General features: G+C 69.2%; 13 protein-coding genes. 5 read left to right on the top strand and 8 right to left on the bottom strand.

Features of this window, described 5'->3' with window-relative positions:
- The first annotated feature begins 13 nt into the window (after window positions 1–13).
- The gene (gene wrbA / locus F0357_RS10390) at window positions 14–613 is read left to right on the top strand and encodes an NAD(P)H:quinone oxidoreductase (protein ID WP_153480798.1); all 600 of its coding nucleotides are present in this window, start codon (window positions 14–16) and stop codon (window positions 611–613) included.
- A gap of 61 nt (window positions 614–674) precedes the next feature.
- Here the strand turns inward: wrbA and F0357_RS10385 are convergent, their stop codons facing one another.
- From F0357_RS10385 to leuB, 7 genes are all read right to left on the bottom strand, one after another.
- Window positions 675–1,553 carry a DMT family transporter gene (locus tag F0357_RS10385; RefSeq protein WP_153480795.1) on the bottom strand — a complete coding sequence of 293 codons (879 nt, stop codon included), beginning with the start codon at window positions 1,551–1,553 and terminating at the stop codon, window positions 675–677.
- Between the two features lie 325 nt (window positions 1,554–1,878).
- Window positions 1,879–3,243 (bottom strand): M16 family metallopeptidase, encoded by a 1,365-nt coding sequence (locus F0357_RS10380; RefSeq protein WP_246161421.1) that lies wholly within the window; start codon window positions 3,241–3,243, stop codon window positions 1,879–1,881.
- A complete protein-coding gene (locus F0357_RS10375) occupies window positions 3,243–4,691 on the bottom strand; it encodes a M16 family metallopeptidase (RefSeq protein ID WP_153480791.1) in 1,449 nt (482 codons plus the stop codon). The genes F0357_RS10380 and F0357_RS10375 overlap by 1 nt, the downstream gene beginning before the upstream one ends.
- Window positions 4,692–4,909: 218 nt before the next feature.
- A complete protein-coding gene (locus F0357_RS10370) occupies window positions 4,910–5,779 on the bottom strand; it encodes a hypothetical protein (protein ID WP_153480789.1) in 870 nt (289 codons plus the stop codon).
- 192 nt (window positions 5,780–5,971) lie between these two features.
- The gene (gene lspA / locus F0357_RS10365; RefSeq protein ID WP_312861536.1) at window positions 5,972–6,523 is read right to left on the bottom strand and encodes a signal peptidase II; all 552 of its coding nucleotides are present in this window, start codon (window positions 6,521–6,523) and stop codon (window positions 5,972–5,974) included.
- Window positions 6,520–9,471 carry an isoleucine--tRNA ligase gene (gene ileS, locus F0357_RS10360; RefSeq protein ID WP_153480785.1) on the bottom strand — a complete coding sequence of 984 codons (2,952 nt, stop codon included), beginning with the start codon at window positions 9,469–9,471 and terminating at the stop codon, window positions 6,520–6,522. The genes lspA and ileS overlap by 4 nt, the downstream gene beginning before the upstream one ends.
- Window positions 9,472–10,110: 639 nt before the next feature.
- Window positions 10,111–11,223: a 3-isopropylmalate dehydrogenase gene (gene leuB, locus F0357_RS10355; protein WP_153480782.1), complete on the bottom strand. Its 1,113-nt coding sequence runs from the start codon at window positions 11,221–11,223 to the stop codon at window positions 10,111–10,113.
- Window positions 11,224–11,605: 382 nt separating this feature from the next.
- Here leuB and F0357_RS10350 point away from each other — a divergent pair, with 382 nt between their 5' ends.
- From F0357_RS10350 to F0357_RS10335, 4 genes are all read left to right on the top strand, one after another.
- Window positions 11,606–12,235: a J domain-containing protein gene (locus F0357_RS10350; RefSeq protein WP_153480775.1), complete on the top strand. Its 630-nt coding sequence runs from the start codon at window positions 11,606–11,608 to the stop codon at window positions 12,233–12,235.
- A gap of 354 nt (window positions 12,236–12,589) precedes the next feature.
- On the top strand, window positions 12,590–13,591 hold the full coding sequence (gene cobS / locus F0357_RS10345) for a cobaltochelatase subunit CobS (RefSeq protein ID WP_153480772.1): 1,002 nt from the start codon (window positions 12,590–12,592) through the stop codon (window positions 13,589–13,591).
- Window positions 13,592–13,674: 83 nt separating this feature from the next.
- Window positions 13,675–15,564 carry a cobaltochelatase subunit CobT gene (cobT, locus tag F0357_RS10340; protein WP_153480766.1) on the top strand — a complete coding sequence of 630 codons (1,890 nt, stop codon included), beginning with the start codon at window positions 13,675–13,677 and terminating at the stop codon, window positions 15,562–15,564.
- 68 nt (window positions 15,565–15,632) lie between these two features.
- Window positions 15,633–16,601 carry an esterase-like activity of phytase family protein gene (locus F0357_RS10335; RefSeq protein ID WP_153480759.1) on the top strand — a complete coding sequence of 323 codons (969 nt, stop codon included), beginning with the start codon at window positions 15,633–15,635 and terminating at the stop codon, window positions 16,599–16,601.
- Window positions 16,602–16,606: 5 nt separating this feature from the next.
- Here F0357_RS10335 and phoB read toward each other — a convergent pair whose 3' ends face one another.
- Window positions 16,607–17,305: a phosphate regulon transcriptional regulator PhoB gene (gene phoB, locus F0357_RS10330; protein WP_153480757.1), complete on the bottom strand. Its 699-nt coding sequence runs from the start codon at window positions 17,303–17,305 to the stop codon at window positions 16,607–16,609.
- Window positions 17,306–17,380 lie beyond the last annotated feature (75 nt).

Raw genomic sequence — 17,380 nt, 5'->3', positions numbered from 1 at the left:
AGGAGCGACGGAAATGGCTAAGGTTCTCGTCCTTTATTATTCGAGCTGGGGTCACGTTGAGCAGCTCGCGAAGGCCGCCGCGGAAGGCGCCGCCTCGGCCGGCGCCGAGGTCACCATCAAGCGCGTGCCGGAGCTCGTTCCGGAAGCGGTCGCCAAGCAGTTCTATTACAAGCTCGACCAGGAGGCGCCGATCGCCGACCCGAACGAGCTCGCCGACTACGACGCGATCATCTTCGGCACGCCGACCCGCTTCGGCAACATGGCCGCCCAGATGAAGCAGTTCCTCGACCAGACCGGCGGTCTGTGGGCGCAGGGCAAGCTGATCGGCAAGGTCGGCTCGGTGTTCGCCTCGACGGCGAGCCAGCACGGCGGCCAGGAGACCACCATCACCTCGTTCCACACCGTGCTCCTGCACCACGGCATGGTCGTCGTCGGCCTGCCTTACGCGTTCCAGGGCATGGTGGGCGTCGACGCCGTGAAGGGCGGCACGCCCTACGGCGCGACCACCCTGTCGGACAGCGACGGCTCCCGCCAGCCGAGCGCGGTCGAGCTCGACGGCGCCCGCTTCCAGGGCAAGCACGTCGCCGAGATCGCGGCGAAGCTCGCCGGCTGATCCGGCTCGTCCCGAACCGATGCGAGGCCGCGGGGCGACAAGCTCCGCGGCCTTTCTTGTTTCAGGCCGGCTGGCGCCGCGCGCCGGGACGGCGCAGCGCGACGAGGCAGGCGACAACAATGATCGCCGCGCCGAACACCGTGTCGACGTTCGGCACCTCGCGGAACACCGCGAAGCCGAACAGGCTCGCCCACAGGAAGCCGGTATATTCGAGGATCGCGAGCCGCGAGGCCGGCGCCCGGGCATAGGCCCAGGTCAGCGTCAATTGCCCGATGGTGCCGAGGCAGGCGCCGAACACGAAGAGCCCGATCTGGGCCGAACCGATCGGGTGCCAGGCGATCGCGCCCGCCGGCAAAAGAAAGACCGCCGCCGCGCTGGTCTGGAGCAAGACCATCAGCCCGACGCCGTCGCGCGCCGATTGCCGGCGCAAGAGCACGTTGCTCAGCGCATAGCAGAACGCGGCACAGACGGCGGAGGCGAAGCCCCACAACATGCGCACGTCGTGATGGCCGCCGATCTGGGCGCGCACGATGACGACCACCCCGACGAAGCCCGCCGCGATGCCAATGAGGATGCGCGGGTGCAGCGGCTCGCGCAGGATGAAGCGGCCGAGCACAGCGATGAAGAGGGGCGCGAGGAACTGCACCGCGATCGCCTCGGCGAGCGGCAGGATCGTCACGCCGTAGAAGAAGGTGACGGCGGTCGCGACGATGAGCGCCCCGCGCAGGCCGTTGGCGCGGATCGCGCGCACGGTGATCGGCTCGGGCCGCTTCAGGAAGGCGGCGATGCAGAACGGGATCGCGAAGGCGTAGCGCAGGAAGGTTACCTGGGCGACCGGCAGGTCGGTCAGGAGGAACTTCATCGTGGTGTCGAGGCCGACGAACACGGCGATCGCCGCGGCGCCGACGAGCACCGGAATGGGGCCGAGATCGCTCCTCATCGACCGTCCCCCGCCGCGCGAGGCTGCACGGCGATCCGGCACGCGGAACCGGCCAAGCCGGCGCGCGCGGCGGATCGAACGACGGAGAGAGCGGACACGACACACCTCGAGGCACGGAGCGTCGAGCCATAGCCGATTGCCCCGAGTCTCGCCAGAGCGCCTAAAGCTTGGGCACCATCACAAGACCGAAGCGAAGAAGCGGAACGGCTGGATGCGCGCGAGGTGGGACCGGCTTCGCCGGCGTAAGGAGGCGCAGCCTCCTGCCATCACGCTGGCAGGAGGGCGGCATCGTCTGATCGGACTGGGCCGATCGCCCGCCCGCCGCTCACCCCTTCGGCGGCGTCACGGAGACCACCGTCGGCGCGCCGTGGTCGAGCAGGCGCTTGGCGACGCGCTTCACGTCGTCGAGCGTCACCGCCTCGATGAGGCCGTTGCGCTTGTTGACGTAGTCGATCCCGAGGCCGTCGAGCTGGATGCCGAGGAGCTGGCCGGCGATCGCCGACGAGCTATCGAAGCGCAGCGGATAGGAGCCGATCAGGAAGCGCTTCGCCGCGGCGAGCTCCTCCGCGCTCGGCCCGTCCGTCGCCATGCGGTGGAGCTCGCCGTCGATCACCTTCATCGCCTCCGCGGCCTTGTCGGGGCGAGTGGCGAGACCGCCGGCGAGGACGCCGGCGTGGTCGTAGGCGAGGAGATAGGTCTCGACGCCATAGGTCAGGCCGCGCTTCTCCCGCACCTCGCGGAACAGCCACGAGGTGAAGGTGCCGCCGCCGAGGATGTGGTTCATCACATAGGCCGGGATGAAATCCGGGTCGGCCCGCTTGAGGCCCGGCAGGCCGAAGCGCAGGATCGCCTGGGCCGTCGGCATGGCGCGGGTGGCCTCCGCCCCGGTCACGGGCACGACGTCCGGTACCGGCGTCAGATCGGCCTTGGCGGGCAAGCCGCCGAAGGTCTTGTCGAGCAGAGCCCCGAGCGTCTTCGCATCGATCGCACCGACCACGCCGACATAGAGATTGTCGCGGGCGAAGATGCGCGCCTTGAACGCCTTGAGATCGTCGGCCTTGATCGCCTCGACGCTCTCGACCGTGCCGTCGCCGGGTCGCCCGTAGGGGTGCTCCGGAAACAGGGTCTTGGCGAACAGCCGGTTCGAGACGGCGCCCGGGTTCTGGGCGTCGTCGCGCAGGCCGGAGACGATCTGCGCCTTCATGCGGCTGATCGGCTCGGCGTCGAAGCGGGTCTCGGTCAAGGCGAGGCGCAAAAGGTCGAACGCTGCGGGCGTGTTCGCCGCCAGCGTCTGCATCGAGCCCGAGAAGGAATCCCGCCCGGCATCGAAGCCGAGCTTGATCGCGAGGTCGGCGAGCTTCTTCTGGTAGGCCTCGGAATCGAGGTCGGCCGCGCCTTCGTCGAGCAGGGTCGAGAGGAGGTTCGCGAGCCCCTCCTTGCCGACCGGATCCTGCGCCGAACCGCCGCCCTTGAAGGCGAAGTTGACGGCGACGATCGGCACGCTGTCGTCGTGGACGAGCCAGGCGTGGATGCCGCCGGGACTGACGACGGGCTCGATGTCCATCGCCTCGGCGGCGACGGCCCCGGCGAGCGAGCCGCCCGCGACGAGGCCGGCGACGGCGCCGGCGCGCAGAAGAATCCCGACCCGCTCGAAGGGACGGCGGAGAACGCGAACGAACGACATCGTCATCAGCCTTCCTGGTTCGAGAGACGCGGCACCACGGCGCCGCCGTTCTGCGGCTTGGTGCCCGGCGGGGGCAGCAGCAGCCCGGTCACCTGTTCGCCCGGCACGAGATATTTGCGCGCCACCGCCTGCACGTCCGCCGGCGACACCGCCGCGATGCGCGACGGCCAACTGCGGATCTGGTCGATCGTCAGCCCGGTCGCGAGCCCCGCCCCAAAGATGCGCGCGAGCGTGCCCTGGTTGTCTTGGGCATAGATCGAATCGGCGACGATGGAGCGCTTCGCCCGGTTGACCTCGTCGGCGGTCACGCCCTTGTCGGCGACTGCCGTGATCACCGCGTCGAGCGCGGTTTCGGCCGCCTCCGTCGTCACGCCGTCGCGCGGCGCGGCATAGATCACGAAGCGGCCCGCATCGCGCGGTCCGCCCTGATAGAAGGCACCGGCGCTGGTGGCCGGACCGTCGTTGCGGACAAGCTTGTCGTAGAGCCGGCTGGTCGACCCGCCGCCGACGAGCTCGGCGAGCACGGTGAGCGCGGCCGCCTCGTTGTCGGTCGCGGTGCGACGGCTCGGCACCAGCCATTGCTGCTGCACGGTCGGCTGGGACACCCGCTCGTCGACGAGCTTGACGATGCGCTCGGGCACGAGATGCGGCACCGACGGACGGACCCGGTCGCCGGGATCGGCCCGGCGCGCGACCTTGCCGTAGGTCTCCTCGGCGAGCGTCTTGACCTCTTCCGGCGTGACGTCGCCGGCGACGACGACCACCGCATTGTTCGGCGTGTAGAAGCGATCGTAGAAGGCGAGCGCGTCCTTCGCCTGCAGATTCTCGATTTCGGGCCGCCAGCCGATCACCGGGATGGCGTAAGGATGGGTGACGTAGAGGGCGGCGTCGAGCGCCTCGCCGAGCTGCGCACCCGGATCGTTCTCCGTCCGCATCGCGCGCTCCTGGAGCACGACCTGCTTCTCGGGCTTCAGCACCTCGTCGGTGAGGACGAGGTTCGCCATGCGGTCGGCCTCGAAGCCCATCATGAGCTTGAGATCGTCCTTGGCGACCTGCTGGAAATAGGCGGTGTAATCGTTCGAGGTGAAAGCGTTCTCCTCGCCGCCGATGCTCGCCACCGTGTCCGAGAAGGCACCGGCCGGATGATCCTTGGTGCCCTTGAACATCAGGTGTTCGAGGAAATGGGCGATGCCCGACTTGCCCGACGGCTCGTCGGCGGCGCCCGCCTTGTACCAGATCATGTGGGTGACGACGGGGGCGCGGTGATCCGGAATCACCACGACCTGGAGGCCGTTCGCCAGAGTGAAGGTCGCCATGTCGGGGGCGATCACCGGGGCCGGCAGGGTCGTCTCGGGCGCGGCGTCGTCGGCGAAAGCGAGAGGGGCGGCGAGCGGGGCGAAGGCCGTGCCGGCGACGAGCAGGACGGCGAGACGGCGGGCGATACCGGATCGCATCAGGCGTTCGACCTTTCGTTCGGAGCGGACGCGGGCTCATCCCGCGGTCGGACAACGGGTTCGTTACAGGACCCGCGGCGCTCGGCGCTACTGAACTCTTGGTAATGTTGCCGGCGCGAAACAAAGCGCCGGGCGCGCAGGGCCGCGGCGACCGGATCGTTCATGATCCGGCTGCGCGTCGACCCGAGGCCGGAGAGAGGCCGTCGCGGGCGGCCGCCTCAGCAGCCGGGCGACTTCGGATCGCAGGTATATTCGGAATTGTTCGACGTGCCGGTGCCGCCGTTGACGGTCGGGTTGCGGCTCTGCGGGCTGTTGTCCTGCTGCAGGTTCCAGACCTGGAAGACGTTCTTCTTGTAGGTCGGCATCGGCGCGGTCGAGGCCGGCACGCGGTAGGACGGCGGCGGCTCGATCAGATAATTGCGCGACGGGTTGTCGCCGACGTCGACGGTCTTGCTGCCCTTGTCGGGGTCGTTGATGTTCAGCTTGACCGACTTCAGCTGATCCGGCGACAGCGGCTTGTCGTTCTGCGTCGTCTGGTAGGGGTTGCCGTTGAGCCCGCCGCCCGGAATGCGGGCCGCCTGAACCTGATCGGGCGTGGCGCGCTGGCCGGACTTCATCGCGGCGGTGAGCTGCTGGGTCGGGTCGGCGACCGCGGCCTCCTGCTCGAGCTGCGCCTTCTTTTCCGGATCGGTCGGCCACGGCTTGGCGGCCGCCTGTTCGAGCGACGCCTTGCTCTCCGGCGTCGGCAGGGTCGAGGTATTGGCCGGCAGCACCAGCGGCGAGCGCGGCGTGTAATCGATCGGCGGCTTGGTCGGCTCCAGGATGCCGACGCCCGTCAGCATGCGCTTGGCGAGCATGCCGCTGTTGTCCTTGCCGAAGCTCGTCCCGGCCGGATTGGTGTTGTTGAGGCCGTCGGGGGCCTCGTCCTGATAATAGTTGCCGTTCACCGCGGAATTGCAGCCGGCGAGCGCGAAGGCGCCGGCGAGCGCCCCCGCAGCGGCGATCGCTTTCGCGGCGGAGAGGAAACCGACGGTCCGCGGCGTGGGCGCGCCCCGCTGGGCGACGCCACTCGATATGCGCAGGCTCAACACGCAGGCTCCGTATCGCTCGTCCGCTCGGCGCGGCGCTTTCATGCCTCGGAAGGCGAAATCTCTCGGGCGGCCGAACCCGAACATCCTCAGCCGCCGAACCGAATCCGGCCCTCGACCCCAATGAAACACAATGACGCCGTTTGCGGCATCAATGCGACCGGGACCGACCACCGGTTTCGGCACATCCGTCTAACGCTTCACGTCGCCGTCGGCAGGACGGGTGCGGCGCCCGCCGATGACGGATTCGATCACCAGCGCGGCGGCACCCACGACGATGGCGACGTCGGCGACGTTGAACACGTACCACGAAAAGGTACCGATGTGGAAATGAACGAAATCCACGACGGCACCGTACGCGATCCGGTCGATTCCGTTACCGACCGCGCCGCCGATGATGAGGCCGAGCGCGAGCGCCGTGAAGCGGCTCGCGGTGCGGCCGAGCCACCAGCCGAGGGCGACCGCCGCGACGAGGCTGATCGCGACGAGGAACCAGCGGCCGTACGCGGCGTCCTGCTGGAGCATCCCGTAGGAGATGCCGCGATTCCACACGAGCACGATGTCGAGGAACGGCGCGAGGCGGAACGCCCCCGCCGTCTCGAGGCCGTAGACGCGCAGAAGCGCGAGCTTGGTCGCCTGATCGACGACCAGCACGAGGAGGGCGACGCTCCAGCCGAGCGTCGCTCCGAAACGGACGGCGGCCCGCGACGGCCCGCCGCCCTTCGGCGTCGGCTGGGCGCTCACGCCGCCGTCTTCCGCGCGTCGTATTCGCGCATGGCGGCGGCGTCGCGCAGCGACAGGTCCGGATAATCCGGGTCGCTGCCGACCTCCGGCAGGATGCGCCAGGAGCGGGCGCACTTGGTCCCTTCCGCGAGGCCCGGCACCACCGCGACACCGGCGACATCGTCGAGACGGAACGCGCCGTCCGGACCTTCGCCCGCGACGAGGGTCGCCGCACTGGTGATGGCGATCTCGGCGAGGTCGGCCCCTTCGAGCGCGGCGAGGAGATCGGCGTTCGCGACGTAGATGGTCGGATGGGCCTCGAGCGAGGAGCCGATCCGCTTCTCGCGCCGCTCGATCTCGAGCGCGCCCGTCACCACGCGGCGGACGAGGCGGATCTTGCGCCACTTCTCGGCGAGACCCGCATCGAGCCAACCCGCCGGGATCTCGGGGAACTGACCGAAATGAACCGAGCCGTCCTCGGACGGATGGCGGGCGAGCCACGCCTCTTCCGCCGTGAAGGGCAGCAGCGGCGCGAGCCAGGCGACCAGCGTCTCGAACAGCCGCGAGCACACGGTGAGCGCCGCCTTGCGCCGGGTCGACGACCACGGATCGCAATAGAGGACGTCCTTGCGCACGTCGAAATAGAAGGCCGAGAGGTCGACCACCATGAACGAAATCAGGCCCGAGACGACGCTGCGATAATCGAAGTCGCGATAGCCCTGCCGGACCTCGGCATCGAGTTCGGCGAGGCGGTGCAGCATCAGCCGCTCGAGCTCGGGCATCTCGGCGACGTCGACGTCGGTGCCGTCGTGGTGGGCGAGCGTGCCGAGCAGCCAGCGCAGGGTGTTGCGCAGCTTGCGATAGGTGTCGACGTTGGTCTTGAGGATCTCCGGCCCGATGCGGCTGTCCTCGGTATAGTCCGTCGAGGCGACCCATAGGCGCAGGATGTCGGCGCCGTATTGCTTGGTGACCTCCTGCGGGAAGGTCTGATTGCCGAGCGACTTCGACATCTTGCGGCCCTGCTCGTCCATGGTGAAGCCATGGGTCACGACCGCGTTGTAGGGCGCGCGGCCGCGGGTGCCGCAGGATTCGAGCAGCGAGGAATGGAACCAGCCGCGATGCTGGTCGGACCCTTCCAGATAGACGTCGGCCGGCCATTTCAGGTCGTCGCGGCCTTCGAGCACGAAGGCGTGGGTCGAGCCCGAATCGAACCAGACGTCGAGGATGTCGTCGACCTTCTCGTAGAGCGTCCAATCGTGCTCGGCGCCGAGGAAGCGGGCGGCCGCGCCCTCCGCGAACCACGCATCGGCCCCCTCCGCCGCGAAGGCGGCGACGATGCGGGCGTTGACGGCGTCGTCACGGAGCACCGCGCCGGTCTCGCGGTTGACGAACACGGCGATCGGCACGCCCCAGGCGCGCTGGCGCGAGACGACCCAATCCGGCCGGTTCTCGATCATGCCGCGCAGGCGGTTGCGGCCGGCGGCCGGCACGAAGCGGGTGGCGTCGATGGCCGCGAGCGCGCGGGCGCGTAGGGTGTCTTCCGCGCCGCCCTCGAGCGGCTTGTCCATGGCGATGAACCATTGGGGCGTGTTGCGGAAGATGATCGGCTTCTTGGAGCGCCAGGAATGCGGGTATTGGTGCTTCAGCCGGGCGCGGGCGAGCAGCGCGCCGGCCTCTCGCAGAGCGGTGATGACCGCCTCGTTGGCGTCGCCCTTCTCGCCCTTGTCGTTGAGAACGCGGCGGCCGGTGAAGCCGGGAGCGTCCTTCGTCAGGTAGCCGTCGGCATCGACGGTGTAGGGGATCGTGGTGTCGATGCCGCGCGTCTCGAGCTGACCCTTGTGGGCCATCCAGACCTCGAAGTCGTCGGTGCCGTGGCCGGGCGCGGTGTGGACGAAGCCGGTGCCGGCATCGTCGGTGACGTGATCGCCGGCGAGCAGCGGCACGTCGAAGCCATAGCCGAGCGCCGCAAGCGGATGGGCGCAATTAACTGGGAAAAGCACATCGGGCTCGATGGAGCGAATGCGACGAAACGCGTCAACTCGTCCCGCCTTCATTACCTCACTCGCCAACTTCTCAGCGAGAATTAATCGCTCCCCGACTTTCACCCAATTGTCCGAAGGAGCCGCTGTAACTTCATACAGAGCGTAATCTATCTTCGGGGAATAGGATATCGCCCTGTTTCCCGGTATGGTCCATGGCGTAGTCGTCCAGATAACAACCGAAGCATTCTCGACGTCCTCGCGCGCGTCCTTGTCAAACAAGGACCGCCCCATGTTCATCGTGACCGGGAACTTCACGAAGATCGCGTCGGACTGGTAGTCGTGATACTCGACCTCGGCCTCGGCGAGCGCGGTCTTTTCGACGACCGACCACATCACCGGCTTCGAGCCGCGATAGAGCTGGCCCGAGGTCGCGAACTTCAGGAGCTCGGCCGCGATCACCGCCTCGGACTTGAAGGCCATGGTCGTGTAGGGCGTCTTGAAGTCGCCCTCGACGCCGAGGCGCTGGAACTCCTCGGACTGCACGCCCACCCAATGCTGGGCGAACTGGCGGCATTCCTGGCGGAATTCGACGATCGGCACGTCGTCCTTGTTCTTGCCCTTGGCGCGGTACTGCTCCTCGATCTTCCACTCGATGGGCAGGCCGTGGCAGTCCCAGCCCGGGACATAATTGGAATCGTAGCCCTGCATCTGGTGCGAGCGGGTCACGATGTCCTTGAGGATCTTGTTGAGGGCGTGGCCGATGTGGAGGTTGCCGTTGGCGTAGGGCGGGCCGTCGTGGAGCACGAACTGCTCGCGCCCCTTGGACTGCTCGCGCAGGCGCCGGTAGAGATCGAGCCGCCGCCAGCGGGCGATCAGCTCGGGCTCGCGCTGGGGCAGGCCCCCGCGCATCGGAAAGGGCGTCTCGGGCAGGAAAAGCGTCTCGGAATAATCGCGGGCGGACGCTTCGCTGGTCTCGGGGCTCGTCATCGGATCGGCCATCGGTCCTGGACACCGGTTCGGAACGCCGCGCCGGGCGGCGGGGACCGGCATCTCTAGCAGAAAATCAGGAAATCGGGAGAAGCGCCGAATTGTCCGCGCCGGCGCCCTCGGCGCGGCCTCGGCCGGTCCGGCTCCGGAACCCGGACCCCCGCGCGGCGCCTCCCGCGGACGATATGTCCGGCCGGGAGCGCGGCTTCAGGCGGAGGCCGGGCGGATAATTCGCGAAAGGCTCATGACGCGCGCGTTCATGGCCGCCCTTCTAGCAGCGCCCCGGCGGGAACGGAAGGGGCGGAAGGCACCGCTCCCCCGCAGCCGTCGTGATCCAGGGCACCGCCCTTTGGATATGCTTCCCTTCCCCCCGCCGGCAGGGCAATCGCATAGGGCGCGATCCGGGCGGCCGTGCCCTTCTCCCCGCCGGGGAGAAGGTGCCCCGAAGGGGCGGATGAGGGGGATAAAACCCATATTTTTCAGAACGTTATGACGAAAGTGAGGAGGTGTGGAGACCCCTCATCCGGCCCTACCGGGCCACCTTCTCCCCGCGTGCGGGGAGAAGGGAGCGAAGACGCCCATTATACAGCATAGCCCTTCCCAGGCGGGGGAAGGGAGGCGGCAGCGCCCCCGCCGGCCTCAGGCCGAGAGGCGCTCCAGGGCTGCGAGGATGGCGTCGGTCATCACTTCGGTGCCGACCGAGGCTTCGCCGCCGCCGATGTCGCGGGTGCGCACGCCGGTGGCGAGCGCGGCGGCGATCGCCGCCTCCAGCAGGTCCGCCTCGGCGACCTGACCCAGCGAATAGCGCAGCGCCATCGCGAACGAGGCGATCATGGCGATCGGGTTCGCGGCGCCCGTGCCGGCGATGTCCGGGGCCGAGCCGTGCACCGGCTCGTACATCGACTTGCGGCGGCCGGTCATCGGGTCGGCGGCGCCGAGCGCGGCCGAGGGCAGCATGCCGAGCGAGCCGGTCAGCATCGCCGCCACGTCGGACAGGATGTCGCCGAACAGGTTGTCGCAGACGATGACGTCGAACTGCTTCGGCGCGCGCACGAGCTGCATCGCGCAATTGTCGGCGAGGATGTGCTCGAGCTTGACGTCGGTGTAGTCGCGGCCGTGGAGGGCGGTGACGACCTCCTTCCAGAGCACGCCGGACTTCATCACGTTGTGCTTCTCGGCCGAGGCGACCTTGTTCGAGCGGGTGCGCGCCAGATCGAAGGCGACGCGGGCGATGCGCTCGATCTCGTAGGTGTCGTAGATCTGGGTGTCGATGCCGCGCTTCTGGCCGTTGCCGAGGTCGATGATCTCCTTCGGCTCGCCGAAATAGACGCCGCCGGTGAGCTCGCGCACGATCAGGATGTCGAGCCCCTCGACGATCTCGCGCTTCAGGGACGACGACTCGGCAAGCGCCGGATAGCAAATCGCCGGCCGCAGGTTGGCGAACAGGCCGAGATCCTTGCGCAGCCGCAGAAGGCCGGCCTCGGGGCGGACCTCATAGGGCACCGAGGCCCACTTGGGGCCGCCGACGGCGCCGAACAAGACCGCGTCGGACTCCTGGGCGAGCGCCATCGCGGCGTCGGAGATCGCGACGCCGTGGCGGTCGTAGGCGGCACCACCGACGACGTCCTCTTCGATCGAATAGACCCCGCCGCCGCCGCGCGCGTCGAACCACGCGATCACCTTCTTCAGGGCGCCCGCGATCTCGGGGCCGATGCCGTCGCCGGGCAGGAGAAGAAGCTTGTGGGTCGCCATGGGAGGGGTCCTCGGGATCGTGCGGTCGCCGCCTTGTCGGGCCGGCGGTTGGTGGAGCATGCGGTAGCCCGGCGAGGCGACCCGTGCAAGAGGGCGACCCGTGCAAGCGGGCGCGCCGACGGCGGGGCGCTCCGGCCGGCCACCACGGCGGGGGGCTTGCCCGAAACCGCGCCGCGCGCCATCTAGAGGCCGTTCCGCCGCGAGAGCCTCCGCCCTATTGAGCCGGTCCCCGCGGAGCCACGCCTACCCCCGCCCGCGCGCCGCACTCCGGTGGCGCGGCGCGTCCCCTCAAGGGCCTCGCCGCACGCGGGACCCCGCCAAACCGTGTCAAGCGAGACCTGTGCTTGTTCGCCCCCGCCGGGCGAACCATAATGTTCCGACCATGAAGCTCGACTCGAAATTCTTCGATCGGATTCGCATCCGCCCGACGGACAGCGCCCCTCGCGAGCGCTTTCCGAAGTGTGGGTGGGAAGGTTGCGATCAGCCGGGCACTCACCGGGCGCCGATGGGGCGGCACCGCGAGGGTCAATACCACCATTTCTGCCTCGACCACGTACGGTTGTACAATAAGTCGTACAACTACTTCTCCGGCATGACGGACGAGGCCATCGAGGCTTACCAGAAGGACGCGCTGACCGGTCACCGGCCGACCTGGGACATCGGCGTCAATTCCTGGAGCGACGGCCCCGGCCACGGCGGCACGGCGCGGCGCCAGGCGCCGAACTGGACCCACGGGCCGCAGCAGGACCCGTTCGGCCTGTTCCGCGGCGGCGCCCAGGGCCGCGCCCGCGCCGAGGCCGAGGGCGTGCGCCCTCTCACCGTCATCGAGCAGCGCTCCTTCGAGGTGCTCGACCTCGAGCGCACCGCCTCCAAAGAGCAGATCAAGGCGCGCTACAAGCTCTTGGTGAAGCGCCATCATCCCGACGCGAACGGGGGCGATCGTTCGACCGAGGAGCAGTTGCGACAGGTGATCCAGGCCTACGGCGTTCTCAAAAACAGCGGTTTCTGCTGAACGCCCGGCGCTTTCCTGCTAAGGAGGGCGCGACGCGCCGGTTCGCCGGCTCACCACCATCGTGCCGGTCCGGCCGGCGCCATCGACGTTAGGAGACGGGGCGGCCGTTCCCAAGCCGTTCGTCCCGCCTCTCAGAAGAACCGAGGACCGCGCCACCCCTGAGACGATAAGCCCGAGAACGATCCGGCCGCCGGGGCGATAGTCTTGTGCCGACGCGCCCGGATCGGCCGTCTCGAGAGCGACCTCGGGGCCATCCGGCCGAACCGCATTCCGCACCGGGCCCCCCGGTGCCGCGACGTGACCAAGAGCGAAGAGGAGGGCGTCCGCTGGCGAAGCGGGCGCGACGGAGGACCGATGACCGCAATCGCAACCAAGGCCCAGCCGAGCGAAATCCAGGGCCTGCCCGACATGCGGATCTCCGTCCGCCAGGTGTTCGGCCTCGATACCGACCTCGAGGTGCCGGCCTTCGCCGAGCCGAACGAGTACGTGCCGGACACCGACCCGGATTATCTGTTCGACCACGACACGACGCTCGCGATCCTCGCCGGCTTCGCCCGCAATCGCCGCGTGATGGTGACGGGCTACCACGGCACCGGCAAGTCGACCCACATCGAGCAGGTCGCCGCCCGCCTCAACTGGCCGTGCGTGCGCGTCAACCTCGACAGCCACATCAGCCGCATCGATCTCGTTGGCAAGGACGCGATCGTGGTGCGCGACGGCCAGCAGATCACCGAGTTCCGCGACGGCATCCTGCCGTGGGCGCTGCAGACCAACACCGCGCTGGTGTTCGACGAATACGACGCCGGCCGCGCCGACGTGATGTTCGTGATCCAGCGCGTGCTCGAGGTTTCGGGCCGCCTGACCCTGCTCGACCAGAACCGCGTGATCCGCCCCCACCCGGCCTTCCGCCTGTTCGCCACCGCGAACACCGTCGGCCTCGGTGACACCTCCGGCCTCTATCACGGCACCCAGCAGATCAACCAGGGCCAGATGGACCGCTGGTCGATCGTCGTCACGCTGAACTACCTGCCGCACGACAAGGAAGTGGACATCGTCCTCGCCAAGGCGCCGTTCTTCCGCAACGAGAAGGGCCGCGAGACGGTGTCGCGCATGGTCCGCCTCGCCGACATGACGCGCAGCGCCTTCATGAACGGCGATCTCTCGACCGTCATGAGCCCGCGCACGGTCATCACCTGGGCCGAGAACGCGGACATCTTCGGCGATGTCGGCTTCGCCTTCCGCCTCACCTTCCTCAACAAGTGCGACGAGACCGAGCGCGGCCTGGTGGCGGAGTTCTATCAGCGCTGCTTCGGCGCCGAGCTGCCGGAATCCGCCATGAACGTGGTGATGAGCTGAGAATATGGTGATGAGCCGAGGCCCGCGGGCCTCGGCGCCTCATCCCTCGCGCCCCCCTTCAAGACTCGAACGCCTTTGAGACCATGACGAGCCGCGCCACCAAGGAGCAGACGCCGACCGAGCCGTTGAAGCGGGCGATCACCGGCGCCATGCGCGCGATCGCCAGCGACGGCGAGCTCGAGGTGACGTTCGCGAGCGACAAGCCGGGCCTGGCGGGCCACGCCGCCCGCCTGCCCGAGCCGCCCCGCCGGGCGACCCGCCAGGACATCGCGATCATCCGCGGCCTCGGCGACGCCATGGCGCTCCGCCTCGCCTGCCACGACGTCAAGGTCCACCGCACGCTCTCGCCGGAAGGCCGCGAGGCCCGCGCGGTGTTCGATGCGGTCGAGCAGGCGCGCTGCGAGGCGATCGGCGCGCGCCGCATGGCGGGCGTCGCCGCCAACCTGACGGCGATGCTCAAGGACCGCTATCACCGCGGCAATTACGAGGACGTCAGCGACAAGGCGGACGCTCCGCTCGAAGAGGCGCTGGCGCTCCTGGTCCGTGAGCGCCTGACCGGCGCCGCCCCGCCGCCCTCCGCCCAGAAGATCGTCGACGTGTGGCGGCCGTGGATCGAGGACAAGGCGGGCAGCGATCTCGACCGCCTGACCCAGTCGATCGACGACCAGCGCGCCTTCGCCAACGCCGTCCGCGAGCTCCTGACCGCGCTCGACATGGGAGAGGACTTCGGCGAAGAGGAGCAGGAATCGGGCGAGGATTCCGACGAATCCGATCGCAGCGAGACCAATTCCGAGGACACCACGGCCGAGACCGGCGAGACGGAATCGAGCGAGCAGGAGACGGCGGAGGACGCCGAATCCGGGTCCGTCGACGAGGAGGCGGGCGAATCCGAGGCCGCCGAATCCATGGAGCGCGACCTCGCCGACGACGACGGCGCCGAGGCGACCGACGCCGGCGAGACCCCGCGCAACGACTTCCCCTTCTCGAACCGCCGCCCCGAGATCGACTACAAGGTCTACACGACGAAGTTCGACGAGGTGGTGCGCGCGGAAGACCTCTGCGACAGCGCCGAGCTCGAGCGACTGCGCGGCTTCCTCGACAAGCAGATCGCCCATCTCCAGGGCGTCGTCGCACGGCTCGCGAACCGCCTTCAGCGCCGCCTGATGGCCCAGCAGAACCGCTCCTGGGAGTTCGACCAGGAGGAGGGCTGGCTCGACACCGCGCGCCTGACCCGCGTCGTCATCGACCCGATGCAGCCGCTCGCCTTCAAGCGCGAGCGCGACACCGATTTCCGCGACACCGTCGTCACGCTGCTCCTCGACAATTCGGGCTCGATGCGCGGCCGGCCGATCACGGTCGCCGCGACCTGCGCCGACATCCTCGCCCGCACGCTGGAGCGCTGCGGCGTCAAGGTCGAGATCCTGGGCTTCACCACCCGGGCCTGGAAGGGTGGCCAGTCCCGCGAGGCGTGGCTCCAGAGCGGCAAGCCGGCCGCGCCGGGCCGCCTCAACGACCTGCGCCACATCATCTACAAGGCGGCCGACGCCCCGTGGCGGCGCGCGCGGCGCAATCTCGGCCTGATGATGCGCGAGGGGCTCCTCAAGGAGAATATCGACGGCGAGGCGCTGGCCTGGGCGCACGCCCGCCTGCTCGCCCGCCCGGAAGCGCGGCGCATCCTGATGATGATTTCGGACGGCGCCCCGGTCGACGATTCGACCCTCTCGGTCAATGCCGGCAACTATCTCGAAAAGCATCTGCGGGCGGTGATCGAGGAGATCGAGACCCGCTCGCCGGTGGAGCTGATCGCGATCGGCATCGGCCACGACGTGACGCGCTATTATCGCCGCGCGGTGACGATCGTGGACGCCGACGAACTCGCCGGCGCCATGACCGAGCAACTCGCCTCGCTGTTCGACGAGAAGCCGGCCGGCCAGGGCCGCGGCGCCACCCGCGGCGCCCGCAAGCGGGCGTGAGGACGGGGCGCACCGTGCCCCGGGCGGGGCTCCTCGGTCTCGCCGTCCTCGCACTTGTCGGAGGCGCGGTGCCTGCCGTCGCCGAGCCCGTTCCCGTCACCGTTTCCGCCACGCCGATCGATCATTTCGCCCTCTCGGACCCGAGCCGGACGCGCTTCGGCGTGCTCGATTTCCGTGGCGGCTTGGTCCTCACGCCGTCGGACAGCCGGTTTTCGAGCCTCTCCGGCCTAGTGCTGGGTAGCGACGGCCGCGCGATGCTCGCCGTGTCCGATTTCGGCCTCTGGGTGGCGGGCACGATCACCGAGGATGCCCGCGGCCGGCCGACCGGCCTCGACGACGTCGTCGTCGCGGCGATGCTCGGCCCGGACGGCAAGCCGCTCGGCAAGCGCCGGGGCGACGCCGAGGCGATCGTCCGCCTGTCCCGCGACGCCGTCCTCGTTTCGCTCGAAGGGACGAGCCTCGCCCGCTTCGCGGGCGATCCGCCGTTCGATGCCCGCGCCGCCTTCGTGCCGCGACCGCCGAACCTCGTCCGCCTGCCGCGCAATCTCGGCATCGAGGCGCTCGCCGCGGCCCCCGCGGGATCGCCGCTCGCCGGGCGGATCGTCGCGTTCGGCGAGCGGGCGGGTGCGGACGGCCTCCATCCGGGGGCGATGCTCGACGACGGGCGCTGGCGCCCGATCGCCCTCGTCGGCCACGACAATTTCGCGGTCACCGACGCCGCCTTCCTGCCGGGCGGCGACCTCCTCGTCCTGGAGCGGCGCTATGACCGACCGCTCGGGCTCTATATGCGGCTGCGCCGGATCGGCGTCGACGACCTGCGCGGCAGCGCACCCGTCGACGGGCCGATCCTGACGGAGGCCGATTTCGGCGACGAGATCGACAACATGGAGGGGCTCGCGGTGCACGTCACGCCGGCGGGCGAGACGCTTCTCACCTTCGTCTCCGACGACAACCGCTCGATCTTCCAGCGCACCCTGATCCTGCGCTTCGCCCTCTCCACCCCGATGCCGCGGGCGCGCCCGCAGACCGGCGGCTGAGGGCCTCACCGGGCGGTGGCGAATTGATCGTTGAAGGCGTAGCCGGCGCCGCGGACGGTGCGGATCGGGTCCTTCACCTTGCCGCGGTTGAGGGCCTTGCGGAGGCGCCCGATGTGGACGTCAACGGTGCGCTCGTCGACATAGACGTCGTGGCCCCACACGCCGTCGAGAAGCTGTTCGCGGCTGAACACCCGGCCGGGCGACTGCATCAGGAACTCGAGCAGGCGGAATTCGGTCGGGCCGAGGTGGATCTCCCGGCCGCCCCGGCGCACCCGGTGGGTTTCGCGGTCGAGCTCGATGTCGCCGGCCTTGAGCAGCGAGGAGACGACCTCCGGCTTCGCCCGGCGCAGGATCGCGCGGACCCGCGCCATCAGTTCGGGGATCGAGAACGGCTTGACGACATAATCGTCGGCGCCGGTCGAGAGGCCGCGGATGCGCTCGCCCTCTTCGCCGCGGGCGGTGAGCATGATGACCGGCAGCCGCTCGGTCTCCGGCCGGGCGCGAATGCGCCGGCAAAGTTCGATGCCGGAAAGCCCGGGCAGCATCCAATCGAGCAGCAGAAGGTCTGGCTGGGTCTCGCGCAGCCGGACCTCGGCCTCGTCGCCGCGGATGCAGGAATCGACCGAGAAGCCTTCCGCTTCAAGGTTGTAGCGCAGGAGAAGGCTCAGCGGCTCCTCATCCTCGACGATCAGTACGGAGGGCATCAATGTCGTCCTCATTCATCCTGGTCTTCGGGCGTGGGCATCGGACGAGTGTCCGCCGGTCCCCATCGCGGTCGG

It is taken from the genome of Segnochrobactrum spirostomi (genome assembly GCF_009600605.1).
Lineage (GTDB): Bacteria > Pseudomonadota > Alphaproteobacteria > Rhizobiales > Segnochrobactraceae > Segnochrobactrum > Segnochrobactrum spirostomi.
Note: the sequence above shows the minus strand (reverse complement) of the source record. Positions and strands in the feature narration are given on the sequence as shown.